Origin of the sequence: Pedobacter sp. ISL-64 (genome assembly GCF_018613605.1) — a bacterium.
GTDB lineage: Bacteria > Bacteroidota > Bacteroidia > Sphingobacteriales > Sphingobacteriaceae > Pedobacter.
In genome coordinates, this window is sequence record NZ_JAGGPU010000005.1 from 16,987 (window position 1) to 43,593 (window position 26,607).

The window sequence follows — 26,607 nt, forward strand, 5'->3', positions numbered from 1 at the left end:
TTCTGTATTATTTCTTTCCTTCTGTTATACTTTTCCAATTGTCTGTTCTGAATGGCGACAAGGGAAATCCTTCTGCATTAAAAACATTGGCGCCATTACTTTCTACCGGACTGCCGGTCCAGGCATACCTTACGGCCACCGGTTTTACTTTCCAGAGCCATACCACGATCTCATCGCCATCAATTTTTGCATTTGCCCATACAAATTTTTTATCAGCGCCTGCGATGGCAAAACCTTTGGGCATGCCGCCCTTACTGATCAGATTTTTACCTGTATGGCTAAATTTGAGCCGGATGCTATCTCCGCTCAGCCGCATAGATTCGTAAAGTGGGGATATTGCCTGATCCTGATCGTCATAAACCATGTGCATGGCCTGGGCAGCCAAACGTTTGCCAACTACCTGTTTGTTAAGCGGATGGATATCATACGGGTCACCCACATCAACGGTTACTGCCATACCTGTATTTGGCAGCGAAAGTGTTTGCGATTGTGCTTCTCTTAACTCAGCCCAAAAATGATCTACAGGCTCACTGGTAATCGGTCCGTAACCCGAGAGCTGCGTAAAAATAAAAGGGAGATCGCCCTGGTCAAACTGTTTTCTCCAGTCGTTGATCAAAAGCGGGAATAAAGTTCTGTACTGAAAAGCCCTTCCGGCATTATTTTCACCCTGATACCATAAAAAACCCTTCACTGCCAGCTTTTTAAGTGGTGCAATCATCCCATTGTACAATACCGAAGGCAGTGCGGATACGTTTACGCTGGTTTTAGGCTGCTCGGGATATTCTGCCGCCGCAAGTCCCTGGTTATACTTCCATTCCCCGGCAAGCGGTACGGTAGTAGGATCGTTCGTTTCTACCATCTGCTCAAGCCTGATGATTGAAGCATCTTTTGCTTCAAAACCTGCCGGCCGATCAAATGCTTCCAGCCTGATGCTAATGATGTTTTCTCCTTTATTGATGATTTCCTTTGGGATCCGATATACCCTTTTCCCGCCGAAACCAAATACCCTGCCTACTTCTGTACCATTAAAATAGGTAATGTCGCGTTCATTGAGTTTTTCCATTACCAGGGTCAGATCCTGACCGGACATAGCTGCAGGTATAATCACATGTTTACGCAGCCATATGCTTCCTTTATAATCTCCAAGTCTCTGCTGTTCCAAAGTTCCGGGAACAACCAGCGTTTTCCATTCGGTATCATTGTATTGGGTTTTGTTCCAGCCTTCGATATAACCCTTGTCCTTTTCCTGTAGCTTTTTCAGGTATGGAAAACTGCGCTCCATGTATACCTGTTTTTGCAGTGCTTCTATTGTAGATCCATTTTTAAATGCCTGCAAAAGACTATCAGCTTTTAGCTTAAAATCAGGATGGGTTGAAATGACCTCATTACTGATCCAAGATTCGGCAGGTGTACCTCCCCATGAAGCATGTATGATACCGACAGGTACTCTATAACGTTCGTTAAGCGTTCTTGCGAAGAAATAGGCCACAGCAGAAAATTCCCAGGCGTTAGCTGTAGTGCAGGTTTTCCACGAAGCATTTCTTATTTCTTCGGCTGCAAAGGAGGCCGCATTTTTGGGAACAGTAAGAAAACGTATGTCATTATAATTCGCTTTTTTTAATTCATAAGGCCCATTAAAGGCCCGTCTCAATACCCATTCCATATTTGATTGTCCGGAACATACCCATACATCGCCAATCAGGATATTTTTTAAGGTGAAGGAACTGTCGGATGTTACGCTTAGTTTATACGGTCCCCCGGCCTCCATCGCCGGAAAATCAATCTCCCATTTACCATTACCGGTAGCATTTACTTTTTGTTTTTTTCCTGCAAATTCAATATCGAATACTGCTTTAGCAGCTGCTGTTCCATAAAATTTGATTGCTTTCTGCCGCTGCAAGACCATATCATCACTAAACAGCCCAGATAAACGCACGATGTTACCGGCTTTAGCGCAGGTAGCTGCAAAGCTTAAGGTGAACAACAGCGCAAAAGCTCTGGTATAATAAAAAGACTTCATTCTTACCTGTTATTAATATTTGTTTTCATGATCATAAAGCCGCCCGGTTTGATCAGTTCTATGTACGCTGGCTTTTCGCCCGGGACGATATCGATATTGACCTGCTGCGAAGCTCCGGGCGGCAATGTTTTAACCTGAACAGTTCTGCTCCCCGCTTTTAGCTGATAACCCTGCAGGTTGTAAGACGGGAAATCGCTTCTTGATTTTATATTCAGGATTAACCTGTTATCCTTAAAACTAATAACAGAGATCAGTGCAGGAGCAAATTCCTCTTGTAAAAGACCATAAACGTCCCTTGGTTCCCGCCTTGCATTAACCACTCCCCAAGACCGGTATCCATCTGCATTGGACAAAGGAAAACGGCTCAGATAATCGTTAAACGACCAGATGGAAGCACCGATCACATAATCCATTTTTCTAAAAGCCTCAATGGCATCTTTAAGATAAACTTCCCTGTCTTTCTCGGTTTTATTGGGGGTGAGCATCATACCAAATTCACTTATATAGATGGGTTTAGAAGGGTACAACTCATGGATATGAGCTACCCATTTGGCATGGTTTGCATATACATTGGCACTGATAAAATCAACATATTGAGAAGCTTCATCAGTTGGCTTTTTGATGTAGTCCCTAAAAACAATATTGCTTGCAAAGGTGATTAGCCTGGTATTGTCGATATTTTTCACAAATGCGCTCATATCCCTAACCCATGCCTGTCCTTCAGGTTTGTGGGAATAAAACTCATTGCCCAATGAATAGGCAAATACCGAGGGGTGGTTCCAGTCTCTTTCGAGCATTTCACGCATCTGCGACTGAAATTTGCCCCGCATTAAAGGGTCTGCCATTTGAGAGGAAGCCAACTGCCAGTTGCCCGTTTCGGTGATAATGAGCATGCCATGTTCATCGGCCCAATCCAGCAAATCGTTAGAAACTGCATGGTGTGCAATCCTGGATAGTTCCATTCCTGCAGACTTCATCAGGATGAGGTCTTTCTTCAATACACTATCCGGATCAATGGAACCAAAATCCGGATGGTCGGCAGGCCGGTTGCCACCGCCCATTCTAATGGGCTGTCCGTTAAGCAGCAACTGTGTTCCCTTAACTTCGATCTTCCTGATGCCGAAATTACTTTTCAGTGTATCGCTGCCTGCGCTTAGTGCCAAAGCATATAAAGAAGGGCTATCATGACTCCATAGTTTTACATGCTTTGCAGATAGATAGGCCTGCAGGTTCAGCGCTCTGGACGAGTTGCCTGCAATATTTATTTTTACAGGCTTAAACAGGCCTGCAAACTTTTCTTTATTGTCAGAAACATCAGTATTGAGTATAACCGTGGCATCAACAGCAGATGTATTCTTAATAAACGCTTTGACCTGAATTATAGCACTGCCTTTTTTCAGGTCAGGATCGGCCTGGATCTTGATATTGCTGATGTACACGGCCGGTCTTATCTTTAGCTCAACAGGTTTGGTAATACCTCCATAATTTATCCATGGATATACCTGCGCAGCGGCAGCATTGTAATTGGAATCAACAGCCCTTGCACCGGGAATGGTCGTTTTGTCCCACGAATTATCTACCATTACCGACAATACATTTTTTTCTTTCAGCACAGTAGTTACATCGAGTTCAAAGGGGGTATATCCTCCTTCGTGCGCACCAACAACCTTACCGTTCAGCCATATTTTACACTTGTAAAAGACTGCATCAAATTTTATAAACGCCCTAAAACCACTACCAATGGGCCTGGTGTCGAATTTTTTAAAATACCAGGCCGTTCCTGTATAAAAGAAATAGCGTTTGTCGACAGAAAAAGAGTGCGGTACGGTAACCTTATCCAGTTTATTATCGGGGAAAGCCGGAGCTGCCCAGCCTTCATCTGCCCCTATCTTTAAAGGATCAAGGGCAAAAGACCAGGCACCGGAGAGCGACTGTATATTCGACTGGCCAAATGCAGCCAGTGAAAATACAATCAATATTATAGAGAGGATATGTTTTTTCATCATCAGAATTAATTACCTGAGGGACTGATTTCAATCACTAGTCCGGCATTGGGGCCAATTACTGTTTTTTTAACATCAGTTGCCCCAATTATTGATGTTGTTCTCAAAAACCCGCCATCGGGCGCATCGTTTATCGCGATAGCCTTATAATTTTTCTTCTTCTTTAAAAAATCTGCATTGAAAGAGATTTCTTTATTTTTTGCTGAACCGTTAATTGCAGCGATATACCATTTATCTCCTTTCCTTCTTGCGAAGGCCGCAATTTCGCCGATAACGCTGCATTTAAGTACAAGTGTCTCATCCCAGGTAACAGGCAGTTTCTTCAGCAAGGGAATAACAGGTTTAAACTGGCTATCTACCAATAATTTTACTGGATTCTCTGCCATACACTGGAAGGGGGAATTAAACAGAAAAAACAATGCCAACTGGTGTGTATTGGTGGTATTGGCCTTATTGGAGAACAATCCAGGGGTATAATCGCCATGGCCGAGCACCAGCCTGGTAAAAGGTAGCGCAGCATTGTGCCAAGCTGGTATGGGTTCTTTCATGATATTCAGTTCCATCCCACGGATTCCCTCCCTGGTCATTTCATTAGGATAGGTTTTACTTTCTCCTGTGGGCGCATGGCAGCCATGAAAGTTGACCATCAGTTTTCTTTTTGCGCAGGCTTTTAAAAATCCGATTTCAAAATCGATCAGTTCTTTTGCCTCGCTGTCCATAAAGTCTGTTTTTATACCAACAGCGCCTGCATTGCGCACACTATCCAGAAAGCTGTCTCTTTTTGAAGGGTCTCTAAGTGCTTTTGAGTTCTTCCATACCCATACTCCAACCTTTTTACTTTCAGCGAAACTGCATATTTCAGTTAACTGTTTCCATTTGTCGGGCCATATCGTTTCCCATCCCTCATCTAATAAAGTATATTCAAAATTCAGTTCGCTGGCCGCTGTTATGAATTTCATTTCTTCCTCAGGCTGCATATAGTTTTTATCCCTGGTGATCCAACTCCAGACTGATCTTCCTGGTTTTATATAGCTTTGGTCAGTGTACAATTGCTTATCTGGTTCAGGGTTCAGGTCATTGATCATCGTACTATTCACCAGCGTATTCAGGTCTGTGGCGTACAATAAAACCCTCCATGGTGTAATTAGGTTACCCATAACTTTAAACCCGTTCTTTTCTGTAAAATCAATCTGCAATACCCTATTGTTTAAAGCTTTGAAACGCATTCCACTATAATTATACAAGGCCGCTTCGGTAAGCATTACATATTTTTTGCCCGGAAGTTCGAATAATAAGGGTTTTCCCTGTACCGGTCCCTGGCCTGATATTGTATTCAGGCTATCTGCCGTGGTATTTTGCCATAAACCTGCGTAACTTTTCAGCTTCCAATCGCTGTTCCGTTCAAAAAACCATACCTGCGATTTTGGAAGCACAAAGGCCGTAAGCTCTTTGGTAACATATTGTGCTGTTTTACTATCAAAAATATACCGAAAGGCAGCCCCCTCATTTGAAAGCCGAAATTCGATGTTATATTTTCTTCCTGCTTCTTCTAACAACAATGTATATATATGACACACTTTATTTCCCGTACGGGCTGTACGCTTTGCTAAAACAGAAAGGCTGTTAACACGGCTCCCATAGGCAATGCTGTCAATCACCAGCCCCATTGTGCCATTATTGATCAGTAACTGCTGACCGGCTTTTATAGTATAAAATAAATGTCCATCACTTTGAGATATTTCAGCTGAAATATGACCAGCGGGACTGATCATTTTAATTTCAGTATTCAAAACCTCCCCCTTCGCTGCAGATACAAGAAGAAGAAGATTGATAAATAATATCGCTTTTTTCAAATTTGATGTTTTTGACCTTTTTACAGGTGAGATTTATAAATGGTTAATTCAAATATAAGGTACAGTAAAAGAACCTCGCAGCTTTCAAAAAAGTTATTGTTTTGGGAACGGTCCCAATATTTGGGAACATTCCCAAAATCCTTTCCCCAATCAATTAATATGTTGTATATTGGAAATAATCAATTTTGTGATTGCATCCTACCAAATATTTTAACGATGAAAAAGCACCAGGTTACCATTATAGATATTGCCAGGGCACTTAACCTGTCGAAATCAACTGTATCAAGGGTTTTAACAGGCCATGCCAATGTAAGCCTCAAAACCAGGGAAGCGGTATTGGAACTGGCAAAAAAGCTAGATTATCAGAAGAACATGCTTGCCATAAGCCTAATCAGTAAAAAAACAAATACCATAGGCATCATCGTTCCCGAGTTTTCGAGTTCCTATTTTCCACAGGTAATCATAGCCGCACAGGAAGTAGCCACCCAGGCTGGCTATAATACCGTTGTCAGCCAATCAAACGAAACCTACGAAACTGAAGTAGCCAACACCAAAGTGATGCTGGCCAATCAGGTAGATGGTATAATCGTATCTATTACCCGCGAAACCAAGAACTACGACCACTTAAAGATCTTTGAAAGAAAAGGAATTCCAATCGTATTCTTCAACCGTGTATGCGATGAAATGAAAGTTCCGAAAGTAATTGTGGATGATTTTGAGGGTGCTTACAATGCCGTTGATTATTTGATAAAAAATGGCAGAAAAAGAATTGCCCATCTGGCAGGTCCGGTTTCGTTGAGAATAAGTGAGCGCAGGTTGGATGGCTATAAGTCTGCACTTAAGAAAAACAACATAGAAATAGATGAGGAACTCATCATTTCCTACGACCTGGGCCTTTCAAAAGTTAAGATTTATGTAAACCACCTGTTAAATCTGGAAAACCCGCCCGACGCAATCTTTGCTGTAAACGATCCAACGGCAATAGAAGCCATTCAGGTCATCAAAAAAAGAGATTTAAAAATTCCTGAAGATATTGCCATTATCGGCTTTAGCAACGATTATGCGTCGGCACTGATGGCCCCTTCCTTAACAACTGTTGCTCAACCGATAGCAGAGATCGGGATGACTGCAGCCCAGTTGTTGATTGACCAGATCAACAGGGATGTGAGTGACTGGAAGGCAGTGACAAAAGTATTGAAAACAGAACTGATTATCAGGGAGTCAACCTGAGGGATAATTTATTTTATAAAAATCAATATGAGTGACGTACAATTGTTTTCTTTTTCCATACACCAGGGGCTTGCCTCGGCTCGCCACCGCCGAAGGGCTCTTTCTTTTTGGCATCAAAAAGACCAGCATAGCTAGCTTGAATGCCGTTGAAAATATAAAGACCCATGAAAAAACAAAAAATGCCGGCTGAAAATTTTTCTTTTGAAGGCAGTTATGCGGACAGAACAGTACAGCCCGAAAAATTTGTTAGGCCGGATTTAAGTAGAACGGAGATACCGTGCTATGGCCTAGCTGGATGGAAATGCGAAAGCAGTTAAAATGCTGATTAATAATAATTGCAGACTAACGTTAATAGTAGGGGTTAGAATTTTTCAAATACATCAGAGTATTGATAACAGATTCGTAACTTTGTTAAGCCTTATACTGCCGACCAAAGAATCACACAAGGCACTTATTATCAATAATTTACAAAATTCATCATTAATAGAACCTGTTGATATCCAAAAGACTGTTGTGGGAAATAAATATTATTTTCCCAATTCCGTTTCTTTGGATCGCGTCAATTTCCCATTGACATCTGTTAATTCCAGGTGAAAACGAACCGCCTTATCATTATCAACAGGCACTGTAAATTCAAATGGGTATTCATTTTTATCAATGCTCTTTTCCCTGCTTCCATTGATCTCGTAGACCAACCGGGCCTTCTTCCATTTGGTATCATCTTCCTGAAGAAATACAAAAAGCTTTTGCGCATAAGTGCCAAGTTTAAACAATAATGCCTTTGCATCTCCTTCAGGGATATTGATATAATCACTTCTCCGGTCTTTTTTCACATTCAGGATCTGGTCCTGAAAAGCACTGCTGATTTTTACGCCCTGAATAGCCAGGGCAGTAATGCCGCCGGCAGGGACATTGATCTGGAAAGTGGCGTCTTTTAAATTTAAAACCTGCATTGATGGATACAAAGTCTGAACTCCAGTACTGCCTGAAAAATCTACCCTTGAAGCATCTACAGAAACACGAGTGCTGATATCCTCTTTAGATTGGTTCATAAAAGCAAGTAGAAGTGTATCTCCTTTTTTTGCGCTAACATAGTTTAAAGCAATATTAGCCGTGTTCAACAGGCGGGAAGGCATCCAGAGTTGCACATTTTTGAACTGAAAGAACCGACCTTTCTTAGCACCGTAAAACTTATTCTGCAAATAGGCATATCCTTCAATATAATCGCTTGGAAAGTCAATCCTGCCACTACTTTTCACATAAGCATCTGAAACCAGGTAATCAACAAACATAGAAGCCATTGGCAGGATATGATTGTAATGAAAGGAATTTACACTCTGGTCTTTATGCTCGTGGAGTGGAAAATCGGCCTTTTCATAGGCTGTAGTTCTCTCCGTATTGATATGATATCCCGGAAAACTTTCGGAACGGCCAACAATCGAAGCTTTAGCTACATTCATTAAAAATGGATCATTTGTATGATAGCCTATCCTTAACAACCAAGGTGCATAGGTAGACATAAAAATCGCTCTGTGCCCGGTTGAAGTTCCTGATGATTCTGGTGTAAGCCCCATCTCAGAAAGCCTCCATGCAGGCACTTTTTCTTCAGGATAATACATTTGATGATGTCCTTTTGATTTGAGGTACCAATACATCGGTGCTTTCCCTCCCTTATTTACAGTAACCAGATCACTCGGTATCGCAGGTGTCATCCAGGTAAATAAGGTGTAATGCCTGGCTCCATCCTGCGCGGCTTCCAAATACCGACGATCGGCAGTAAGTTCATATAACTCCAAAAGTGCTGACCAGTTATTGGTAAACGTTGGCCAGAAGAAGTTGGAACTAAACAGGGGATCACCAAATTCCTTTAATCTTGTATTTACTCTTTCTTTCAGATATTTATCGGCCAGGGTCTTGCTTAAACTTAAATAAGCCGAATCGGATGTCAGTTTAAACATAAACATCGCATTGACCCAGTTGCGGCCTTTCTGCTCTTCATCAAGATTCCTGACACGCGCCGTTCCGAACTCTTTTTTCGCCATCGTAGCGTAAAAGGAGTTGTTACCGCCAAAAACATCAGACAACACCTGTAATTCGGATAATGGCGCAATAGGTCCCCTCAACTTCCTGGATGGAGATTGAATTTTTTGATTGCTGTCAATCGCAAACAGGAACTTTTCGCGCGACAACATAAACTCCATTAAAGGGTATGTCCTTTTATCAAACATTTCCTGATCATCCCTCACGATAGCCAGTTCAAGCGGGTTCAGACTTGAAACATTTTTTACTGCGCCAGGTACATCCGTAGCATAGGCAAAGCCTTTCAGGCTATCGATAAACCAGGCATAACGGGTCTTTGAATAATCAATCAGGTTATCGAGGGTTGTATTCATAGAAACGGTGGCATTGGTCCGGTAATCCTTAAATCCAAACACAGTTGTTGCGATTTGCTCATATGTTTTAGTGATGCTCAAAGGCTCAACAACAAGGTTCATCGAAAACTCAAAAGAATGCCCCGCCTTCATCTGAGAATTGAAACCACCTGGCATAGGAGCGAAAACCTGGGGCTGTAATTCTGATTTGTTATTTAAAAGTGCAATTCCGAACTGGCTGTTGGTTAAAAGCGGTAAAGGTTGAAAAGGCAAATACTTAGAAGCAGCCAGTACGCCTATTGAATTATACCCGTCATTAACCAGTGTAGTAGGGATTGTTGCCATAAACGACGGCGTAAGATAGGGTTGCAGGGGAACCCGTTTTTCGGTCCAGATCAGCGGCTGCCATAGTTCATCAACATGATCACTCTTAAAAGATGGTGCCCCGATATACCCAACACTATAAAAACCGTTCTTTTTAGGTGTAAACAAAAACGCTATTTTAGGATAAGGCAGACTACTTTTAATCAGCCACGCTTTTAGCGTAAATAAGGCATGCTCCGGAAAGATAAAACGAATAGAATCTCCAGAACTGATTGTTTTGATTGCGGTGAGAAAATGTGTTTTTCCGGCGTGATAGATATTGGCTGTTCTATCTTGCTTCGCACTTCTTAATATTTTATCGTCAAATCCATCTCCGGCAACACTGGCACTAACAATTTGCTGGTGATAATCGGCCAGACTACTGTATGTGGTTTTCCAGGTGGGAATATTGTAAGATACTTTTTTTAATCCTGAAGGTTTCAATGCCAGTTCAGGATCTATATCGTTACAGATAACAACAAAATTGGGTTTAAACAGGTAAGTTTTGCCCTTTGATAAGATTTTAAATCCCTGACTATCTTTTACAGTTTGCGCATTCGATTGCATACATAAACAACATGCAATTGAAAAGCAAACGAACTTAATATACTTTTTTAGTTTAAAAATCTGTCTCATTTCGATAATGTCCCCCTTAATAAAATCCGGCCTAAATAGATCACTGTCTGATCATATTTTTCAGGATGTTGAATAATATCCGCTCTCTTGTCTTCGGGCAGTATCATGAGTTTATCGGCTTTCTGGCCAGACAGGGTTACCGTTACCAAATGATCCCCCTGCGGTACTTTAATTACATCAAACTGTCCACGGTAGCGATTATAGCAATAGTTGTTGAACCTGTTCAATACATCCGCCGTAGTTGTATCTTTTGCCTGGTAATAAATAAAATTCCCCTCCTTTTCTCTGCTTAGTTTTACCAGTTTCCCATCTATGTTCCACTCCAGTTGCCCAACCTCTGGTCCGCCAATATCAAATACACCCAGCATATCTCCCTTAAAACGAAAACTAAATGTGGCCCCGGGCTTATTTGCAGAAAGTACATTAGAAAACCAGGGACTGAATTTTTTAAGGTTTGGATCAGTATCTGCTGGTAACACCCTCCAGCCCTTATCAGGAACCGGTAAAGTTGATGGATCTACCATCATTGCCTCGTCCCATGCAGCAGTAATTAATGGCTTTGGCAGCTCCTTCTTTTTTAAAGGTTTTGCTGCCTCAATTTTTTTAAATGCACGGGCAATGGTGGCCGCATACAGGTTCCCGCCCGCTGTTGTCGGGTGGATTCCATCCTCAGAAAACAAAATCTTATTCGGATCAGCCTGGTTCCCTTTCCAGATCAGCTTTCTCGCTGCTTCCAGACTTGCTGGCTCCACACCTAAATTTACAGAAGGCAGTTCGTAGTGTGCCGCAATCTGCTCCAGCCCCTTGATATTTGGTGGCAAGTCATTTTTTTGATAAAAGGCAGTTTGCCCAGTTAAAATGGTATACAGCAAACAAATAGCTGTATTGGGGTTCTTTTTGATCGTTTGACGGATCATCCCTTCCATCCCAGCGGCATAAGCGCCGTTAACAGCAAATTCTATAAAAATAAGATCGGGCCGATGGCTGAGTACCTGTTCATCGATCCTAAATGCGCCAAGCTCCGTTCCCGTGCCAGATACACCTGCGTTGATCCATTGAAAGCTGGCCTGAGGATAGGTTTGCTCTAGGTACTTGGCCGTTTGAAGGCGATAACCAAAATTTGCCTGAGTGATGCTCCCTCCAATAAAAGCAACCACCACCTTTTTACCCGCATTTACTTTTTCAAAGAAGCCCGGAAGACCTGCCCTAACATTGCATTCCAGCTCATTGTTAAAATCACCCGCTTCAATTACAGGGATATTGGATGCAGAAACATCAAAATAAAGAGGAGAAGCCCCTGCCTGGGAGGCCGCAATCTTATCACTATCAGGCCTGGTTTGAGAAAATGCCGTAACAGACATTAATAAACAAGCAAGCAATGCAGTTTTCACACCTTTTTTATTCATTACCATTGAGTACAATCTTTTTTGATTTTGTTCTCCCATCATTACTCCTAAAAATGAGTTCAAGTTTTGCGTCCTCACCCATCGCCAGTTTGTTAAAACTCCATTCGTAAGGATATTGCTTTATTTCCTGCGTTTGATTGTTACAATTAACGGTTACGGAATATCCATTTAAAGGAGCCGTTTCTGCAAATCCATAACAGGTATCCCAACCAAAGGGAGAACGGATACGGAACAAGAATACGGGTCCCCAGGGAGCCCCCAAATCAATCACCTTCATTCCATCTTTTACCGGCTGATATTTCTTTGCAACGGGAGCCGACTTTAACGGAATAGCAATTGCTTTGAATCCTTTTGCAGGAACAACAACGTCAATCTTGGCCGCTTTAAAATCCTGTGAAACTGACTGATCGCTTTGTCCATAAACCAGGGCTTTCCCATCCATTAGCGCAGCTGTAGCATCAGTCCATTGTACAGCTACTTTTTGCTCAGACTCAGCTTCTGAGGAAAGCAGGATCCAGAAGTTCTTATCCGAAATTGCAGTAACATAATTGATCCCTGGATTCTGAATATTTACCAGGCCCTTATGCATCCACAGGGTGGCTTCCTGATCTCCAAAGATCTTTCCTTTTCCGCCGCCGTATACCCGATTGTTAAACCAGACAAATCCTTCCTGTTTGCTATAAGGGAACACTACATTTCCATTCGAACGCTGTATGCTTTCTGAGATCAGGTAATCGAGGCTAAAAGCGATGTGTGGTGGGATATGGTGATAATAAATGGAACTCACATCCGGCCCTTTATAAGGGAAATCAACCGACATAGGTATATCTGTAAAACCCGTACCGTAATACCCCGGATAGTTTGTATAACGACCGATCACTGCATTACGGGCATAGGTCTCATAGATAGGTTTGTTCTCGTATTGGAACAAACGCAACAAATGGGGCGCCCAGCTACTCATAAATACCGGTCGGACTGTCTGATCTTTTACACGGGTAAAATAAGTACTAGGCTGCTCCAGGCCCAGGCCTACTGGCGATACCAGCCATTCAGGCACTTTCTTCTCCTGTACATCTCCATTTTTCCGTGGAAAGCCTAAACGATAAGGCTCGGTGCCTTTCCACCAGATATGTGTAACGCCATCATAATGATTATTCTTGTGAATTGTTTGCAGGCTATCTTCCACCTTCGGATAGCTGCGTATCCCCGCAATGGTGAAGTGTGCACCATATTCTGCGGCTTTCAGATATTTTTTATCTTTTGTCGTTTCATAGAGATCCAGCAGGTCCCACCAGGGCGCATAAAAACTGGCATTGTAAAAAGGCACATGACTCAACACTTTACTGGTATTGTTATATATTTTTTGCTGAATAAAAAGATCTGCATCTTTTTTTGCCTGCTGCAGCCATTTTGCCTGTCCTGTGAGCTGGTATGCCCAAAGTGCTTGGTTCCATGAATGGAAATCTGTTGAATAGCCTTTTGCTACCCTTAGGCTATCTTCCGGTAGTGCTATATTTTTCAGCCAGGGATTCAACCCTCCCAATAAGCGATCCAACCCTACGTAATAAGATGTGGTGAACTGAGAAGTAAACGGGTTGAATTCCAGTGTTTTTCGTGTAGCATTATACGCTGTTGGAACAATATCGGTTGCCCATCGGTACCCGCTTCTGGAAAGCGTAAATTCTATGGTCGGCAATGACCGGCTGATGTAAAATTCTTCATCATTCTGCAATACAGAAAGTGCGATGTTGGCCAATGGTGTGGCATTTACAACTGTAGGTGCTGTTTTAGGGTCGCCTTCAATATCAAAAAAACCTTTTAGCTTAGTTGACCATCCCGCAGCATTATCATTTTTCACCAGCTCAATCATGTTGAATACTGCATCAGTAAGCGAAGCTTGTTCTTGTTTTCGATAATCCTTTACCTCAAACACTTCCTTCGATACATAATCCATGGCCGAATCCCAATTGCCCGATTTTACACCAATAATAAATCGTCTGTCAATCAACTCCCCTGCACGGTATTTAGAATCTTTCATTCCCAGAATGGGAGAAAACATAACCGGCTGTATCTGGTTATTGTGGTTCTTTAGTGTAAAACCCGCAGGCGCATAATCTACAGAACCCCAGTCTTTTTTAAATAATTCAGGGCTTGTTGCAACATAACTTGAAACAATATTTTGTCCTGTTTTCGAAGAAACAATAGCCAAGGGTTGCTGCATCATAGCGGTAATCATCATTTGCGGACCGTCAGAAAGCCGCTTATACTGAGACATGGGTGCCATCGATACGCTTTCCAGCTCCTGATCGGAAACAGGCTGAAAGGCTTCTATCCCCATACTGTAATACCCTGGCTGGGCAACCTTGCAGATCAGCTGCAGATCAATATGTTGCAGCCCTGGATGTAATGTCCACAAACCGGTTATTGCAGAACCATTCCTGGTCACATATTGAACTTTTATGGTTTGTTTATCTACAGCTTCTGCAGTTATGGGAATGGCTTCGCTGAGGTTACCGGCCTCAAAAGGATTGAGATCAGCTCCAGGCTGGTAAACTGCATATTTATTCCCATTAAAAACAAAATATGCTTTTGGTTTTTGGCTGTCCCAGGTTGGATAATATTTATTAAACTGGATGGAGGCAGCATTAGTACTGATTAAGAAAACCGTATGGTCTTCAATGTTTGCAGTACTTACCTGTTGCCAAGTCCCATCTTTTTTTATTTCTGTTTTACAAGCTATAGCCTTGTGGTCAGCTCCCGTTCGTACAAACTGCACACGTACAGCCTCGTTTTCAATTCCTGCAATTACCTTATCCGTCTTGCCCAGTTGAAGTGCGGGGCTCGTGCTTTTCTTTTCCGCTGTAAGTGTTTCCTGCATAACAGTAAGCTTTTCCCAGGATAAAAGCGTTTTCTTGTCTATATCGTTTGGATTGATGGTGCTGTCCTGCGTAAAAAGAATAGCATCGCAGCGGCCAAAATTAAAATTATGGAGGCGCAACAGCACATCAGCCTCCTTTAGGTCAGCACTTCCGAGTCGCTCCCAGGCATATCCTGGTTTTCCATGTCCCCCTGCTTTTTTTAACCTGGCATTTCCAACCGAAAGCTGGAATAACCGGGTACCAGGACGTGTATCAAAATCGGGTGTCCTTATCCAAATGGCATAACGACCTGCTTTTCCAATACTCATCACTGTTAATGCATCAGATGTACTGTCCTGTTCTCCTTCTAAAAACCTTAAAATGCTACCACTAATGCCGTCTTTATTGACTTCATTAAACCATTTGCCTTTAAACTGAAAATCAGTCCCCAGCAGTAGGCTTTTTTCTTGCTGGGCAATCACAGTTCCTGTTGTTAAAAACAAGAATGCTGTTAATAATAAACGTAGCCTGGTTTTCTGGTACATGTCTTAATTTATTTATATGTAAATGCATAAACCTGGAGACCATAAGGTGCTATTTTTATAGAGTCTCCTGTAGAAAAAGGAATTTTTGAACCCGATGCAGAAAAACATTTGACAGTTTTCATATCCAGGCTATGTCCTGGAATAAAACTCGACATGTTAAACTGAAAGGTACTTTCCTGTATTTCGTCATCGTTATTCAATACAAACAGGTAAAACACTTTATCCTGCTTATTCAGGGCGCATACATAATCCATATTGGGATTGTTCAATGAAACCAGTTTCTCCATCAATGTCAGGTCTCCCTGCTTATCAAATATTTTTCCCTGCCTGAAGCCAAACGTTTTGTGAGGGCCAACCTTAGGCGTAAGAAAGCCTGAAGGAAAATCAATCCGCCCCTGTGAACGCAAAGAAATCTCTGCCATCAGGTAATCGGTGATCCAACCCACTTGCCACCAGGCGTGATGAGGAAAAGGCCCGGCTCCCTTGTTCATGGCGCTCCAGTAATAGGAAGCGACTCCTGTGGCTGGGTCTACAAAAGCATCTTTACTTAAAGCTGCTGTCCTTGCCATTTTAAGGTATAGCGAATCTTTTGTCAGTTGAAATAACCTTACAAACATGCCAGCATGGCTTGCGAGCATAATGGGGCCGCTGTTATTTGCAGAACCTAAAATCCCTCCATGTTCAAAGCTTAGCCCCACCTGGCTTATTTGCCAGTCTTCCAATTGTCTCGACCCAACTTTTTTACTTTCTTTATTCGGAATCGGATGAGAATAGATGGAGGTAGTATAGAATTGAGCAGTTTTAATAGCAGCCTGTTTAAATCGTACGTCCTTTGTAATTTCAAACAGATCGAGCAAAGCCTGGGCACTTTGTCCCGTTGCAAAATCAGGTGCAAACCTGGCATCTCCGCAAACACCTAAAAAGTATCCTTTATCTACAGCATTTTTGATATACCAGTCTGCCGCTTTTACAGCCGCTTCCAGGTATTTTATATCCCGAAGCGTCTGATATGCAACCAATAATCCGTAAAAAGTAGGCCTATAATCTTTCAGATCTTCAAACATTGGCTTTTGCGTGTCGTTATGATAAGCTACTTCCCAATAACCTTCTGGTTTCATCTTAGTCAAAAGCCAGTCGGCCGCCATACGTATACCTGATTTAAGCTGCTGATTATCTGGCTCAAATAAGGACACATTCCCCATATCCAGCAGCATATAATAAGTGGTTGCGATTGGCTCGGTATAAGGCCCCCACTCTTCGGTAAACCGTTTTGAATTGTAGAGGTAATATTGACCAGCTGCAGCTCCGTGAAAGAAGCCTCCAGCGGTATTTTGCTGCGCCAATTTAAAGTTCAATGCATCTTTAAGACGTTTCTGAACCAGAATCGGGTCTTGGGTGATATTCGCCAACATCCACATGGCCCCATAATCAGCATTTTTTACGGCGTCTTTTTCCGAGCCGTACACCCCACCCAAATATTCCTGGGCACCGATCGTCCGGCCGTGATAATCGAAAGTCCGCCACCGTGAAGTACTGTCCTTTTTCACATAGTCTAAAAGCTGCTCCATGCGATCAGATAAGGAAAGCCTGGTTTGCTTTAAATGCAACAGCTCATCAAAGCGGTAAACATCATTTACAACATGCTGATATGCCTGATACCAGCTTGAAGTATTGATGGTGTACCTGAAATCAAAAGAGATGCTTTCGCCCTTTTTTAAATACGACTTGTTCTGCCCAAGTACCGGATGATATAAGGTTGGGCTCAATTGTTCCTGCCTGTTGATCAGTGACAGGCCAAGCAGCCAGTTTGACTGGGTAGATTTATCATATTCCCATGGATGCCTGGCTGTTCCCGGTTCGGCCGTTACGGCGAGTGTAATTCCATCTCGATTGGTGAGCATGGCAGTCAATGCAGCTGCTGTTCTTTCTCTTACCACCACCGGTCTATCCGGAATTCCGTGTCCATAAGCATAGGCATCTGTAAAGTTATTGTTGATGGTACTGCCTTGAAACACACCGGGGATGCAGCCCCATTCAAAACTTTTTTTGTCGTTTGTACTCAATGCCGGAGTTGCTATGGAATAGTATCCATCCCTATCGGCTGTTAAATGAATGGAAACACGTAGATCGTTTTTGTAAACAGGATCTAGTTTCCAGATTGCCTTTACAGTAGAGACATCTGTTTTTTGCTGAAAAACGAGTGTATTGCCAACCTGCTTATACTGCTGTGGATAAAATAAAATGGCACGTCCTTCTTTATTTAAGGAAACCGCAGAGGTATTCGCCTTCCAGGTAGGAATAATATAGCGGTATTCAGGTTCAGGAAACTGAATTTCTTTTCCGTTTTTGTCCTTAGCCTCCGAATCCATCCTGGGTTGATCTGCACTGTAAAGCAAGGTATATTGCCCCAATGGGCCCGACAGGGAATGCCATCCGTTTTGTCCTTTTACCGACAGCTGTTTTATTTGATATCCCTTACCGGTATCTTCCCAGTTCAGGCGAAGTACATCATTTGTTAATCGGGCTTTGGGCGCTAACTGGGCATAGCTGCTGTTTGCAAAAGCAAGCAGCAGCACGATTACAGGGTTTAATCTCATTGGGTAATGGTTAAATCTATTTCTTTTACAACTGTAAGTGATCGTTCTACATTGGCATTGGTTGCCACAAACGACACTTTATATACGCCAGCTTTAGTATAAACCCTGGTATAATCTGTTATTTTCTGGGAAATATTCTTAATAGGTTCCCCTACATCTGGCAAAATACTATTAGGGTTGAACTGTTTGGTTACTACCCAGTCATCATCAAGATCGGTACTGTTCCTCACAGTAAGCAACTGTGCTGAACTGATACTCCAATTGGTTGCAGGACCACTAAAATTAAAAGCAGTCCAGCCCGCGGTAGCCATAGTGGCCAGTACCGTTTCTTCTCCCTGCTGATTGGTGCTTTTAAGGTCGAAAGAACGGACTACCCAACGGTTTTGCTGTGCTTCTGGTTTTATAACAGTGGTCTTATAAACCAAAGCCAGCGCCATATTTTTATTACGCGCGGCAAAAGTGTTCAGGCTGATATTTCCTGAAGGGGTCTGATCCAGGCCGGCAGATAATACTGCTTTATCTGTAATATCTTCCCAGGTGGCGGCCTTTACATTTGTAGCATCATATATTCCGTTGAAATTGGTAGATACGTACAATTTTATCACCGATTGATCGATGGGCATTAAGCCGAACTGGGCATAAGTTTTAAAATTGAGGGAAACCGCATTTCCTTCCACGATCGTTCTTTTCCGGTATTCATATTTGCGTCCGGCTTCTCCCGACCAAAATACAATGTTCTCCGGTTTACCATTAATTATAAACCTAACGGGTTCCCCAACTTTATAACTGTTTTTTTCCAACTCAACAGAAAAATCCTCCTGCGGAGCCAGCTCATAGGTTTTCTGGCAGGAAGCCAGGGAAAATAATATAACAGATGCAATTAATAGCTTATTCATCTTATACAATTTTGTAGTTACCATCCTGTATTTTGTTTAATATTAGGGTTAACGGCCAGTTCGCTGTTCGGGATGGGGAATAAAACTGCACGATCTGTTACGCGTTGTGCCTGTGCAACAGCTGCGTCTTTTAAAGCAGTTGGCATGTTGGTTTGGTATTCTCTTGCCTGTGTTTGCATTACGGATGGATAAATACCCCATCGTACAAGATCATGCTTCCGGATGCCCTCGAAAGCAAGCTCACGTAACCGCTCATTTCTGATCAGATCAAGGAAGTCTTGCTGAGACAAATTAGCGGCAGCATCGGCCGCTACATCAGGGATAAGTACATCTTTTCCATAGCCCCTTCGCCTCACCATATTTATCGCTTTATACGCATTTGCAGAGGGCCCGTTATTGGTATAATTATCAGCTTCTGCAAACATCAGCAATACATCAGCATACCTTAACAGCGGCCAGTTTGTACCAGTATAGTTTTGATTTCTTGGTAAAAGGAGTTCATACTCGCGCCTCCATTTCCCATTACTACGGTCGTATACCTGATCTGCTGCCCAATTGGTCCGTACAGCCGTTTGTCCGCTTGTCACATACCGGTAAGGAGCAACTGTCCAGTCCCTTCTCTGATCGCCATTCGCATAAGCATTGTAAAGCTTCGCCGTAGCATGAACATAATCATAACCATACCCCATTTCAATATTTCCACAGGTAATGCCGTTATAACTGCCAATCATGCCGCCCTCTTGTATTTCGCCCTGGTTTACTCCTTTAAATTCTACTTCCCACATACTTTCCTTTGTATCGAAAATCTCCTGAACATGGTTAATATAGATTTGTTTAAAATCGGGATTAAGGCTGTGCAATCCTGACAGCATTACTTTTTCTGCATAAGTTCTGGCATCAGCATATTTTGCAACATCATTTAGCGGGGAGCCTGCCATGGTCAGATATACCCTCGCGAGTATACCCTGTACAGTAGTTTTTGTAATACGTGTATTATAGCCATAATCAGAAACGGATTTCACCAGGCCTTCTGCCTGTTTCATATCAGTAACGATACGTTCGTAAAGGTCCTTTAACGGAGTACCAGGAAGAGGTGGTTCTTCAGGTGATTTACTCGATTGAAGCTTTAAAGGCACACCTCCAAACCCATCCGCTAGCAGAAAATAATAGTAAGCCCTTAAAAATAGCGCCTGCCCTTTTATTTCGTTGCGTTTTTCAGCAGTCACCTTATCGGCCTTATCTATGTTTTCGAGTAACATGTTTGCTCGCTCAATACCCGTGTAAAGCGTTTCCCAATGTCTGTTTAATTCCAGGGTCGAAGCATCTACAATATTGGCATTCATTCCCGATGTCTGGTTTTTCATGAAAAATTCGTCACTAAAAACCATATAGCAAGACATACCTTGTGAATAAACCCTGTTATCACCCAAACGGTCGTATACTCCGGCCAATGCAGATTGCAGTTCACTTTCTGTATTGTAATAATTTACTGGCGATACAAAATCCTGTGGGGTTGTATCCAGGATCTTTGAACATGAGCTAACAACCAGTGCCAGCATCATCGCGATATATAATAAAGTTGTTTTCATTTGTAAAAACATTTATCGTTAAAAAGTTAGGTTCATACCAAAGGTGATGGTGCGCGCCCTTGGATATGGGCTCCAGTCGAAACCCGGTGTAAGTGCAGAATGGCGCACTGAAACTTCGGGGTCCAAACCGGAATAGTTGGTCCAGGTTATTAGGTTTTGTGCCGAAACATTAAAGCGGGCTGATTGTATTTTAAGCTTTTTCGTTACCGCAGAAGAAAGGTTATAGCCCAACGAGACCGTCTTTAACCGTAGGAAGGAGCCATCTTCTATATTCCTGTCGGAGAACACATTAGGACCATAACCACCGGCTACAGGCAAATCGCTGTTCTGATTTTCCAGAGACCACCTGTTCTCGTAGGTTTTAAACATATTCAGACTTGGCCTGGCTTCTGCGCCTTCAAATACAATCCGGTTCGCATTTAGAATGTCATTTCCGTAAGACCATTGTAAGAAAACATTAAGGTCAAACGGTCCATAAGTGAAATTATTGGAAAAGCCTCCAATGTGTTTCGGATTAGGATTACCAACAATCGTCTGATCATTTGCATCTACCACCCCATCTCCGTTAATGTCTTTGTATTTAATGAAGCCAGGCTTAATGAGCGAGCGGGCGCTTCCATTATTCGGTACGTCAGGTCTCAGCTCATAGCTACCGTTAGACAATACATTGAAATCACTTAAAGGATACACGCCATCAAAAACATAGCCGTAGAACAAGGCCACAGGCCGTCCTGGTAGGGCTATATAAGGTAAAGAGTTATTGAAATTTGCGTTCCAGTTCGAAACACGTGTAATCAAACTAGGCTGATCACCATTCAATTCTTCAATCTTATTGGTATTAAAGGCAATGTTAAAATTGGACGTCCAGCTAAATTTCTTTGTACTCACATTTATTGTATTTAAGGTAAACTCCAAGCCCCTATTTACCACAACGCCAATATTTTTAAATGCGGTAAGATACCCCGTTGAAGTAGGTAATGAAGCATTCAGCAATAAGTCTGTAGTTCTTTTATAATAATAATCGGTAGTTAAACTGATGCGCTGCTTAAAGAAACTTAAGTCTATTCCAAGGTCAAGGTTTCCGGTCCGCTCCCATTTAAGGTTCTCATTTCCCAGCCCAACAGGTACAGTTCCTTTAATATATTGTCCGTTAAAATAATAGCCACTTCTGGTATTTCCAGTGTTGGCGCCTACTTCCTGATCCAAAATACTCAGGTACGCAAAGTCTGATACGCGGTTGTTTCCGGTAATTCCGTAAGAAGCCCTTAGTTTTGCAGAAGAAATGGCTTTAACAGATTTCAGGAAATTTTCTTCCCCAATATTCCAGGCAAAGGCCCCGGAAGGGAAATAACCCACTCTGTTATCACGGGCAAATTTTGAAGATCCATCACTACGGATAGAAGCCGTGAACAGGTAGCGGGAGTTAAACGTATAGTTCACACGCCCCAGGAAGGACACCAGCGTTGAATAACTACCTGAAGTTGTTTTTACCAAGACCGTACCCTGGTCAAGCCCCCTGACACCCAGTGACTCATTTGGCAATAAAATAGATACAAATCCATCCCCCTCCATACTATTTCGCTGCATGGTAAATCCAGCCACTGCATCTAAACGGTGCTTCTTGTTAAATGTCCTGTTAAATGTGAGCAGGTTCTCGTTCAGCAAACTGCGGATATTTTGATTTTCGAGGGAACCATTAATGCCGTAGCTTTGCCCATAAACGGTCCGCGGATTTCCGGCTGCCGTATTAGCGTTGTTAAAGCGCTCAAAAACCAAACGGGTATCCGTCATCCCGCCACTCACCTTGAACTTAAAATATTTCAGGAAAGCATACTCCGCAAAAGCATTGGCAGTAAGTGATTTGTTAAAAGCATACTGGTATAAGTTGTTGGAGTTTACTACTGGATTTATCCTTAAATCTGTATTGCCCGCCACATCGTCGTCAAAAGGCTGATCAAGGAAATTTTCATCATCTGCATTGCCTGTAACAGGCCTGTATCCCCAGGTACTGTACATCAAATATGAGCTGGCGTTTCCGGCCGAGCTGCTGTTTAGGTTATCACTCGTTAGATTTGCTATCTGACCTTTTTTGATTCCGTATGTATAATTGGTATTAATGCCAATTCTCATATTTTTCCCTAAACGCTGGTCGATCTGAAAGCGTCCCTGGTATCTCTTATATCCACCATTAATCACAATTCCGTTCTGATCTAAATAAGAACTGCTTATCGAATATTTTGTTGCCGCAGTGCCACCCCTCATAGAGAAGCTATGATTTTGCATAAATGCATTCTGCAATACATTATCCTGCCAGTTTATCCCGCGCTCATTGCGGTACGCATCTAAAGTTTTGCCGTCTTTAAGATACAAAGCGGTAGCCGAAGTCTTATTCAAGTCCAGCTGGTATTTCACAAACTCATAAGGGCTCATCACTTCTATCTGCTTTGACGGATACTGATAGCCCAGCCAATTGTTATAGTTAACTACCGGCGCGCCTACCTTACCTTCCTTGGTCTTGATTATGATCACCCCATTGGCTCCTCTCGCCCCATAAATTGCGGTAGAAGATGCGTCTTTCAATATATCAATTGATTCAATATCATCCGGATTAATGGTATTGTTGTCGGGATTTTCCAAAGGAAAGCCATCAATCACATAAAGGGGTGAGTTAGACTGGGTAATGGAATTTCCTCCGCGAATAGTGATGTTGCTAATACTGCCTGGCTGCCCATCACCAGAACCGACCTGCACCCCTGCCACCCTTCCTGCCAAAGCATCTTCAAAGGAAACCACTGGTGCCTTTTCCATATCTTTCATCACTACAGAACCAACCGAACCAGTAAGGTCCTTTCGTTTTACCTGGCCATAACCAACAATTACCACGTCATCTAAAGCAGTGTTGTTAGGTACCAGCTGAATTTTATACTGATTTTGACTGGTGATAACCACAGTTTTGCTGATATAGCCAACCATGGAGACCACCAATAGTTCACTTTCCTTTGTATTAGAAAGGCTAAAGCGGCCCTGATCATCTGTTACACGGGAAACTGTTTTCCCCTGGATGACTACTTTTGCACCCGGCAAGGGTTTCCCGGTTTCTTCTGTAACAGTTCCGGTAATGGTTTTTACCGCTTGTGCCAGACAGGAAAGCGGAACACCCAGAACCAATAGCACCGTTAAGAGTAAGTTTGGTTTCATATTCATTATTTATATTTGGTTGTATTGTTACGACAGACATCTACATATCTGCAGTACACTTAAATGACTTGTTAAAGCATTTAAAACCTCATCCAGATTCCCAGAATAGCAATTAGAGCAGTATAACAATAATTACTACGCACATCATCAAATGCGCACAACATTAGTCTGGTCTGGACTGGACTGGTTAGTAAACAAATATAATATATTTTATTTCTTTACAAAAGATAAAAAAATAAAAAAAAGCTCCTTGCACTCAAAATGGAGAGATTATTAAATAATTGTTAGGTGGGCTGGTTTGGTTTGTATGGTGTATTAATTACATTTGCCTAAATAATATACCTATGACCTCTGAAAACACACTCCAGAAAGGCAATCAAGGCAAAATGAAATATCAGCAGCTTGCCGATCACATTATGTCACTGATTGAAATTGATCAGCTACGTATTGGAGATCAGCTGCCTTCTCTTAAGCAGCTGCAGTTGCAATTAAAAATGAGTAAGGAAACTTTACTCAAAGGCCTGAATGAGCTTGTTGAAAAAGGTATCGTGGAATCTGTATACAGGAAAGGATATTACGTACGTAAAAAGGCCATTCATCATTCCTTCCGCGTGTTTTTGTTACTTGACAAAATGAATATTCTGCGTGAACAGTTTTACAGGACGCTTTTTAATCAACTGGAAAACCGAGCCGATATAGATATCTACTTTCACCACCATAATTATCAGGTATTCGAAAAATTGATCAAAGAAAATCTGGGATCATATACACATTACGTCGTTGCAACTTTTTTAAAAGAAAATGTAGCCCCGCTCCTGAACCTGATTCCCGACAAGAAAAGAATAATTATTGATTTAAACGAGCAGGGTTTATCAGGCAATTACAGTAGTATATACCAGGATTACGGCTATGACATTTATAATAGCCTTCATAAGCTACAGGCTGAGTTAAAAAAATACGATCGGCTGATCTTGGTTGCCCATCCCGAAGCGGTACATGCCAGGCTGGTAATTGAAGGTTTTTTACATTATTGCACTGAAACTGAGTACCCTTACCTGATACAATCTGAGATTGATGAAAAGACTTTTCAAAAAGGGAATGCTTATGTAACCTTCAGCAGGTACGACACCGATGATGTCATGTTAATTAAGCTCGCCCGAAAAAAGAAACTTAAGTTAGGGAAGGATATAGGTCTCATCTCTTATAATGATACGCTTGTGAAAGAAGTGCTTGAAGATGGTATTACGGTCATCTCAACTGATTTTGAGGCAATGGGTAAGACAGTCGCACAAGCCATCCTGGATGAAAAAATCGTGATTACGAGAAACCCGACAAAAGTTATCAAAAGACATTCGCTCTAAAGAACCCGTTGATATCCAAAACATATTGAGGATATCAACAGGCAGCAGATCTTCTTATTTAATCAGTTTATTGGCATCGGTTTCCGTTTTTGGGATGGGCCATAAATATCCTTTAGAGGCGTCAAAGGGCGTCCGCTGCAATGCCGTGGTCATCTCATATACAATTCCGGTAGATGCAAACCTGGTTAATTTAGCAGGGTTAAAGCCTTTTAAATCCTTATAGGCGTCCGTACCGTTCTCCCAACGCATGATATCAAAAATCCTCAATCCCTCAAATGCAAATTCTACCCTTCGCTCGTGCCTGATCACATTTCTTAAAACTTGTTGAGAAAGACCTAAACCCTCGGCAGTTTCAACCTTTGGCATCATCACGCTGGTGCGCTGCCTCACCTGGTTGATCAGCGAGTAAACATAAGCCTCATCGTAACCTCCTTTTTCTACAAGTGCCTCAGCCTCCATCAGCAGCACATCGGCATACCTGATGATGATGGGGTTTACCCCAGAAATACCCGAAACATTGTAATTGGTATAATCTACATACTTCCTCACCCTGAAACTGGTTAGATTGGCTGCTTTTTTATCAGTCGGGTAAAATACACCTGGTGCTTTGGTTGTCGCATTATACGAATCGATAGTATAGGGAACAACAATCGAGAAATGCATCCTTGGATCGCGGTTTTGAAACCTATTGTCGTAACCCCCATTTAATACATAGGTTGAAGGGGCAACCAGATCAGAAGTTCTTACTGCGGGATTGTACAGTTTATTTGCCGGATTGGTAATTGAGAGGCCATTGGTAGAATAATACTGTTCATACAGATCGTGAGAAACCTGATAACCAGAGAACAGATAAAACCTATCGTACCATGAATTTGATAGTCCTTGCGGTAGCGCATTGGTTTGATATTGCATATCGAAAATTGTTTCCAGGTTACCAGCCTCCCCTTCGGGCAAGAACATTGTTTTATAATCGGGCATGATCTTATAGTAATTCAAAGCCTTAACTTTAACACAATAGGCTGCCGCCTCTTCATATCTTTTATTGTATAACAGTACCCTTGCTTTTATGGCCAGCGCAGCACCTTTTGTTGCACGCCCTTTTTCAGAAGCGGCATAGGATACGGGCAATAATGCAGCTGCATCTTCCAGATCTTTAAGCACAAGCTCAACAATTTCTGCATTAGAGCTCAGTGCCTTATTCGCCTCTTCCAGTCCTTCTGGTTTTAAACGCATGGGAACGCCTCCAAAAAAGAAAGACAGGTCGGCATAGGAGAGCGCACGCAAAAATGTGGTTTCTCCTTTATATTGTTTGTATGCAGATTCGGTAAGTTTCACTTTATCGATATAGGCAAGTACGGTGTTTGCCCTCAATATCACCTTATAATCTCTCGACCATTTGTTAACGATGTAACTGGTTTCGTTGTTGTAAGTTCTGTTCCACATGTCCCTGTAATCAGGAAAATAGCCATTATCAACAATGAAGTCGGTATAGATAGGCTCGTTTTTATCGGAAACGTATGCCCTGTAGATTCCATTTACAGCCTCTCTGATATCGTTTTCAGTTTCAAAATTATCGGGAGCGAGAAAATCGATCGGTTTACGGTCTAGAAATTCTTTGGTACAGCCGAAGAGCAGACAGGCCATACAGCTTAAAAGTATATATTTTATCGTTCTCATCTT

At 42.2% G+C, this 26,607-nt stretch carries 13 protein-coding genes; 2 read left to right on the forward strand and 11 right to left on the reverse strand.

Annotated elements, in window-relative coordinates:
• Positions 1–7: 7 nt before the first annotated feature.
• From J7E57_RS06610 to J7E57_RS06620, 3 genes are read right to left on the reverse strand one after another with little or no spacing between them, the layout of a single operon-like run.
• The gene (locus tag J7E57_RS06610) at positions 8–2,020 is read right to left on the reverse strand and encodes a sialate O-acetylesterase (protein ID WP_215126304.1); all 2,013 of its coding nucleotides are present in this window, start codon (positions 2,018–2,020) and stop codon (positions 8–10) included.
• A 2-nt stretch (positions 2,021–2,022) separates the two neighbouring features.
• Positions 2,023–4,026: a glycoside hydrolase family 2 protein gene (locus J7E57_RS06615; RefSeq protein ID WP_215126306.1), complete on the reverse strand. Its 2,004-nt coding sequence runs from the start codon at positions 4,024–4,026 to the stop codon at positions 2,023–2,025.
• A 5-nt stretch (positions 4,027–4,031) separates the two neighbouring features.
• Complete coding sequence (locus J7E57_RS06620; RefSeq protein ID WP_215126308.1) at positions 4,032–5,876, reverse strand: glycoside hydrolase family 97 protein; 1,845 nt, start codon at positions 5,874–5,876, stop codon at positions 4,032–4,034.
• A 216-nt stretch (positions 5,877–6,092) separates the two neighbouring features.
• Between J7E57_RS06620 and J7E57_RS06625 the strand changes: the two genes are divergently transcribed.
• Positions 6,093–7,106: a LacI family DNA-binding transcriptional regulator gene (locus J7E57_RS06625; protein WP_215126310.1), complete on the forward strand. Its 1,014-nt coding sequence runs from the start codon at positions 6,093–6,095 to the stop codon at positions 7,104–7,106.
• Positions 7,107–7,633: 527 nt separating this feature from the next.
• On the opposite strand, the gene J7E57_RS06630 is transcribed toward J7E57_RS06625, so the two are convergent.
• The 7 genes from J7E57_RS06630 to J7E57_RS06660 all read right to left on the reverse strand — a co-directional run bounded on the left by J7E57_RS06630 (position 7,634) and on the right by J7E57_RS06660 (position 23,566).
• Positions 7,634–10,408 (reverse strand): hypothetical protein, encoded by a 2,775-nt coding sequence (locus J7E57_RS06630; RefSeq protein WP_215126312.1) that lies wholly within the window; start codon positions 10,406–10,408, stop codon positions 7,634–7,636.
• A 65-nt stretch (positions 10,409–10,473) separates the two neighbouring features.
• Entirely contained in the window at positions 10,474–11,883 is a 1,410-nt protein-coding gene (locus J7E57_RS06635) for an SGNH/GDSL hydrolase family protein (RefSeq protein ID WP_215126314.1), read from the reverse strand.
• Positions 11,876–15,286, reverse strand: coding sequence for a glycoside hydrolase family 127 protein (locus tag J7E57_RS06640; protein ID WP_215126316.1), 3,411 nt, complete (start codon positions 15,284–15,286; stop codon positions 11,876–11,878). The genes J7E57_RS06635 and J7E57_RS06640 overlap by 8 nt, the downstream gene beginning before the upstream one ends.
• A gap of 8 nt (positions 15,287–15,294) precedes the next feature.
• Entirely contained in the window at positions 15,295–17,883 is a 2,589-nt protein-coding gene (locus J7E57_RS06645) for a glycerophosphoryl diester phosphodiesterase (protein ID WP_215126318.1), read from the reverse strand.
• Entirely contained in the window at positions 17,880–18,779 is a 900-nt protein-coding gene (locus J7E57_RS06650; RefSeq protein ID WP_251029823.1) for a DUF5017 domain-containing protein, read from the reverse strand. The genes J7E57_RS06645 and J7E57_RS06650 overlap by 4 nt, the downstream gene beginning before the upstream one ends.
• A gap of 17 nt (positions 18,780–18,796) precedes the next feature.
• Complete coding sequence (locus J7E57_RS06655; RefSeq protein WP_251029824.1) at positions 18,797–20,368, reverse strand: RagB/SusD family nutrient uptake outer membrane protein; 1,572 nt, start codon at positions 20,366–20,368, stop codon at positions 18,797–18,799.
• A gap of 18 nt (positions 20,369–20,386) precedes the next feature.
• On the reverse strand, positions 20,387–23,566 hold the full coding sequence (locus tag J7E57_RS06660; protein WP_215126324.1) for a SusC/RagA family TonB-linked outer membrane protein: 3,180 nt from the start codon (positions 23,564–23,566) through the stop codon (positions 20,387–20,389).
• 344 nt (positions 23,567–23,910) lie between these two features.
• On the opposite strand from J7E57_RS06660, the gene J7E57_RS06665 reads away from it, so the two are divergent.
• Entirely contained in the window at positions 23,911–24,927 is a 1,017-nt protein-coding gene (locus J7E57_RS06665) for a GntR family transcriptional regulator (protein WP_131029254.1), read from the forward strand.
• A 54-nt stretch (positions 24,928–24,981) separates the two neighbouring features.
• Here the strand turns inward: J7E57_RS06665 and J7E57_RS06670 are convergent, their stop codons facing one another.
• Positions 24,982–26,604: a RagB/SusD family nutrient uptake outer membrane protein gene (locus J7E57_RS06670; protein WP_215126326.1), complete on the reverse strand. Its 1,623-nt coding sequence runs from the start codon at positions 26,602–26,604 to the stop codon at positions 24,982–24,984.
• Positions 26,605–26,607: the final 3 nt, after the last annotated feature.

What these genes read in the sequence shown, in the direction of transcription:
- J7E57_RS06610 (WP_215126304.1), bottom strand. Translation starts at nt 2,020, where the DNA reads ATGAAGTCTTTTTATTATACCAGAGCTTTTGCGCTGTTGTTCACCTTA.
- J7E57_RS06615 (WP_215126306.1), bottom strand. Translation starts at nt 4,026, where the DNA reads ATGATGAAAAAACATATCCTCTCTATAATATTGATTGTATTTTCACTG.
- J7E57_RS06625 (WP_215126310.1), top strand. Translation starts at nt 6,093, where the DNA reads ATGAAAAAGCACCAGGTTACCATTATAGATATTGCCAGGGCACTTAAC.
- J7E57_RS06630 (WP_215126312.1), bottom strand. Translation starts at nt 10,408, where the DNA reads ATGCAATCGAATGCGCAAACTGTAAAAGATAGTCAGGGATTTAAAATC.
- J7E57_RS06635 (WP_215126314.1), bottom strand. Translation starts at nt 11,883, where the DNA reads ATGAATAAAAAAGGTGTGAAAACTGCATTGCTTGCTTGTTTATTAATG.
- J7E57_RS06640 (WP_215126316.1), bottom strand. Translation starts at nt 15,286, where the DNA reads ATGTACCAGAAAACCAGGCTACGTTTATTATTAACAGCATTCTTGTTT.
- J7E57_RS06645 (WP_215126318.1), bottom strand. Translation starts at nt 17,883, where the DNA reads ATGAGATTAAACCCTGTAATCGTGCTGCTGCTTGCTTTTGCAAACAGC.
- J7E57_RS06650 (WP_251029823.1), bottom strand. Translation starts at nt 18,779, where the DNA reads ATGAATAAGCTATTAATTGCATCTGTTATATTATTTTCCCTGGCTTCC.
- J7E57_RS06655 (WP_251029824.1), bottom strand. Translation starts at nt 20,368, where the DNA reads ATGAAAACAACTTTATTATATATCGCGATGATGCTGGCACTGGTTGTT.
- J7E57_RS06660 (WP_215126324.1), bottom strand. Translation starts at nt 23,566, where the DNA reads ATGAAACCAAACTTACTCTTAACGGTGCTATTGGTTCTGGGTGTTCCG.
- J7E57_RS06665 (WP_131029254.1), top strand. Translation starts at nt 23,911, where the DNA reads ATGACCTCTGAAAACACACTCCAGAAAGGCAATCAAGGCAAAATGAAA.
- J7E57_RS06670 (WP_215126326.1), bottom strand. Translation starts at nt 26,604, where the DNA reads ATGAGAACGATAAAATATATACTTTTAAGCTGTATGGCCTGTCTGCTC.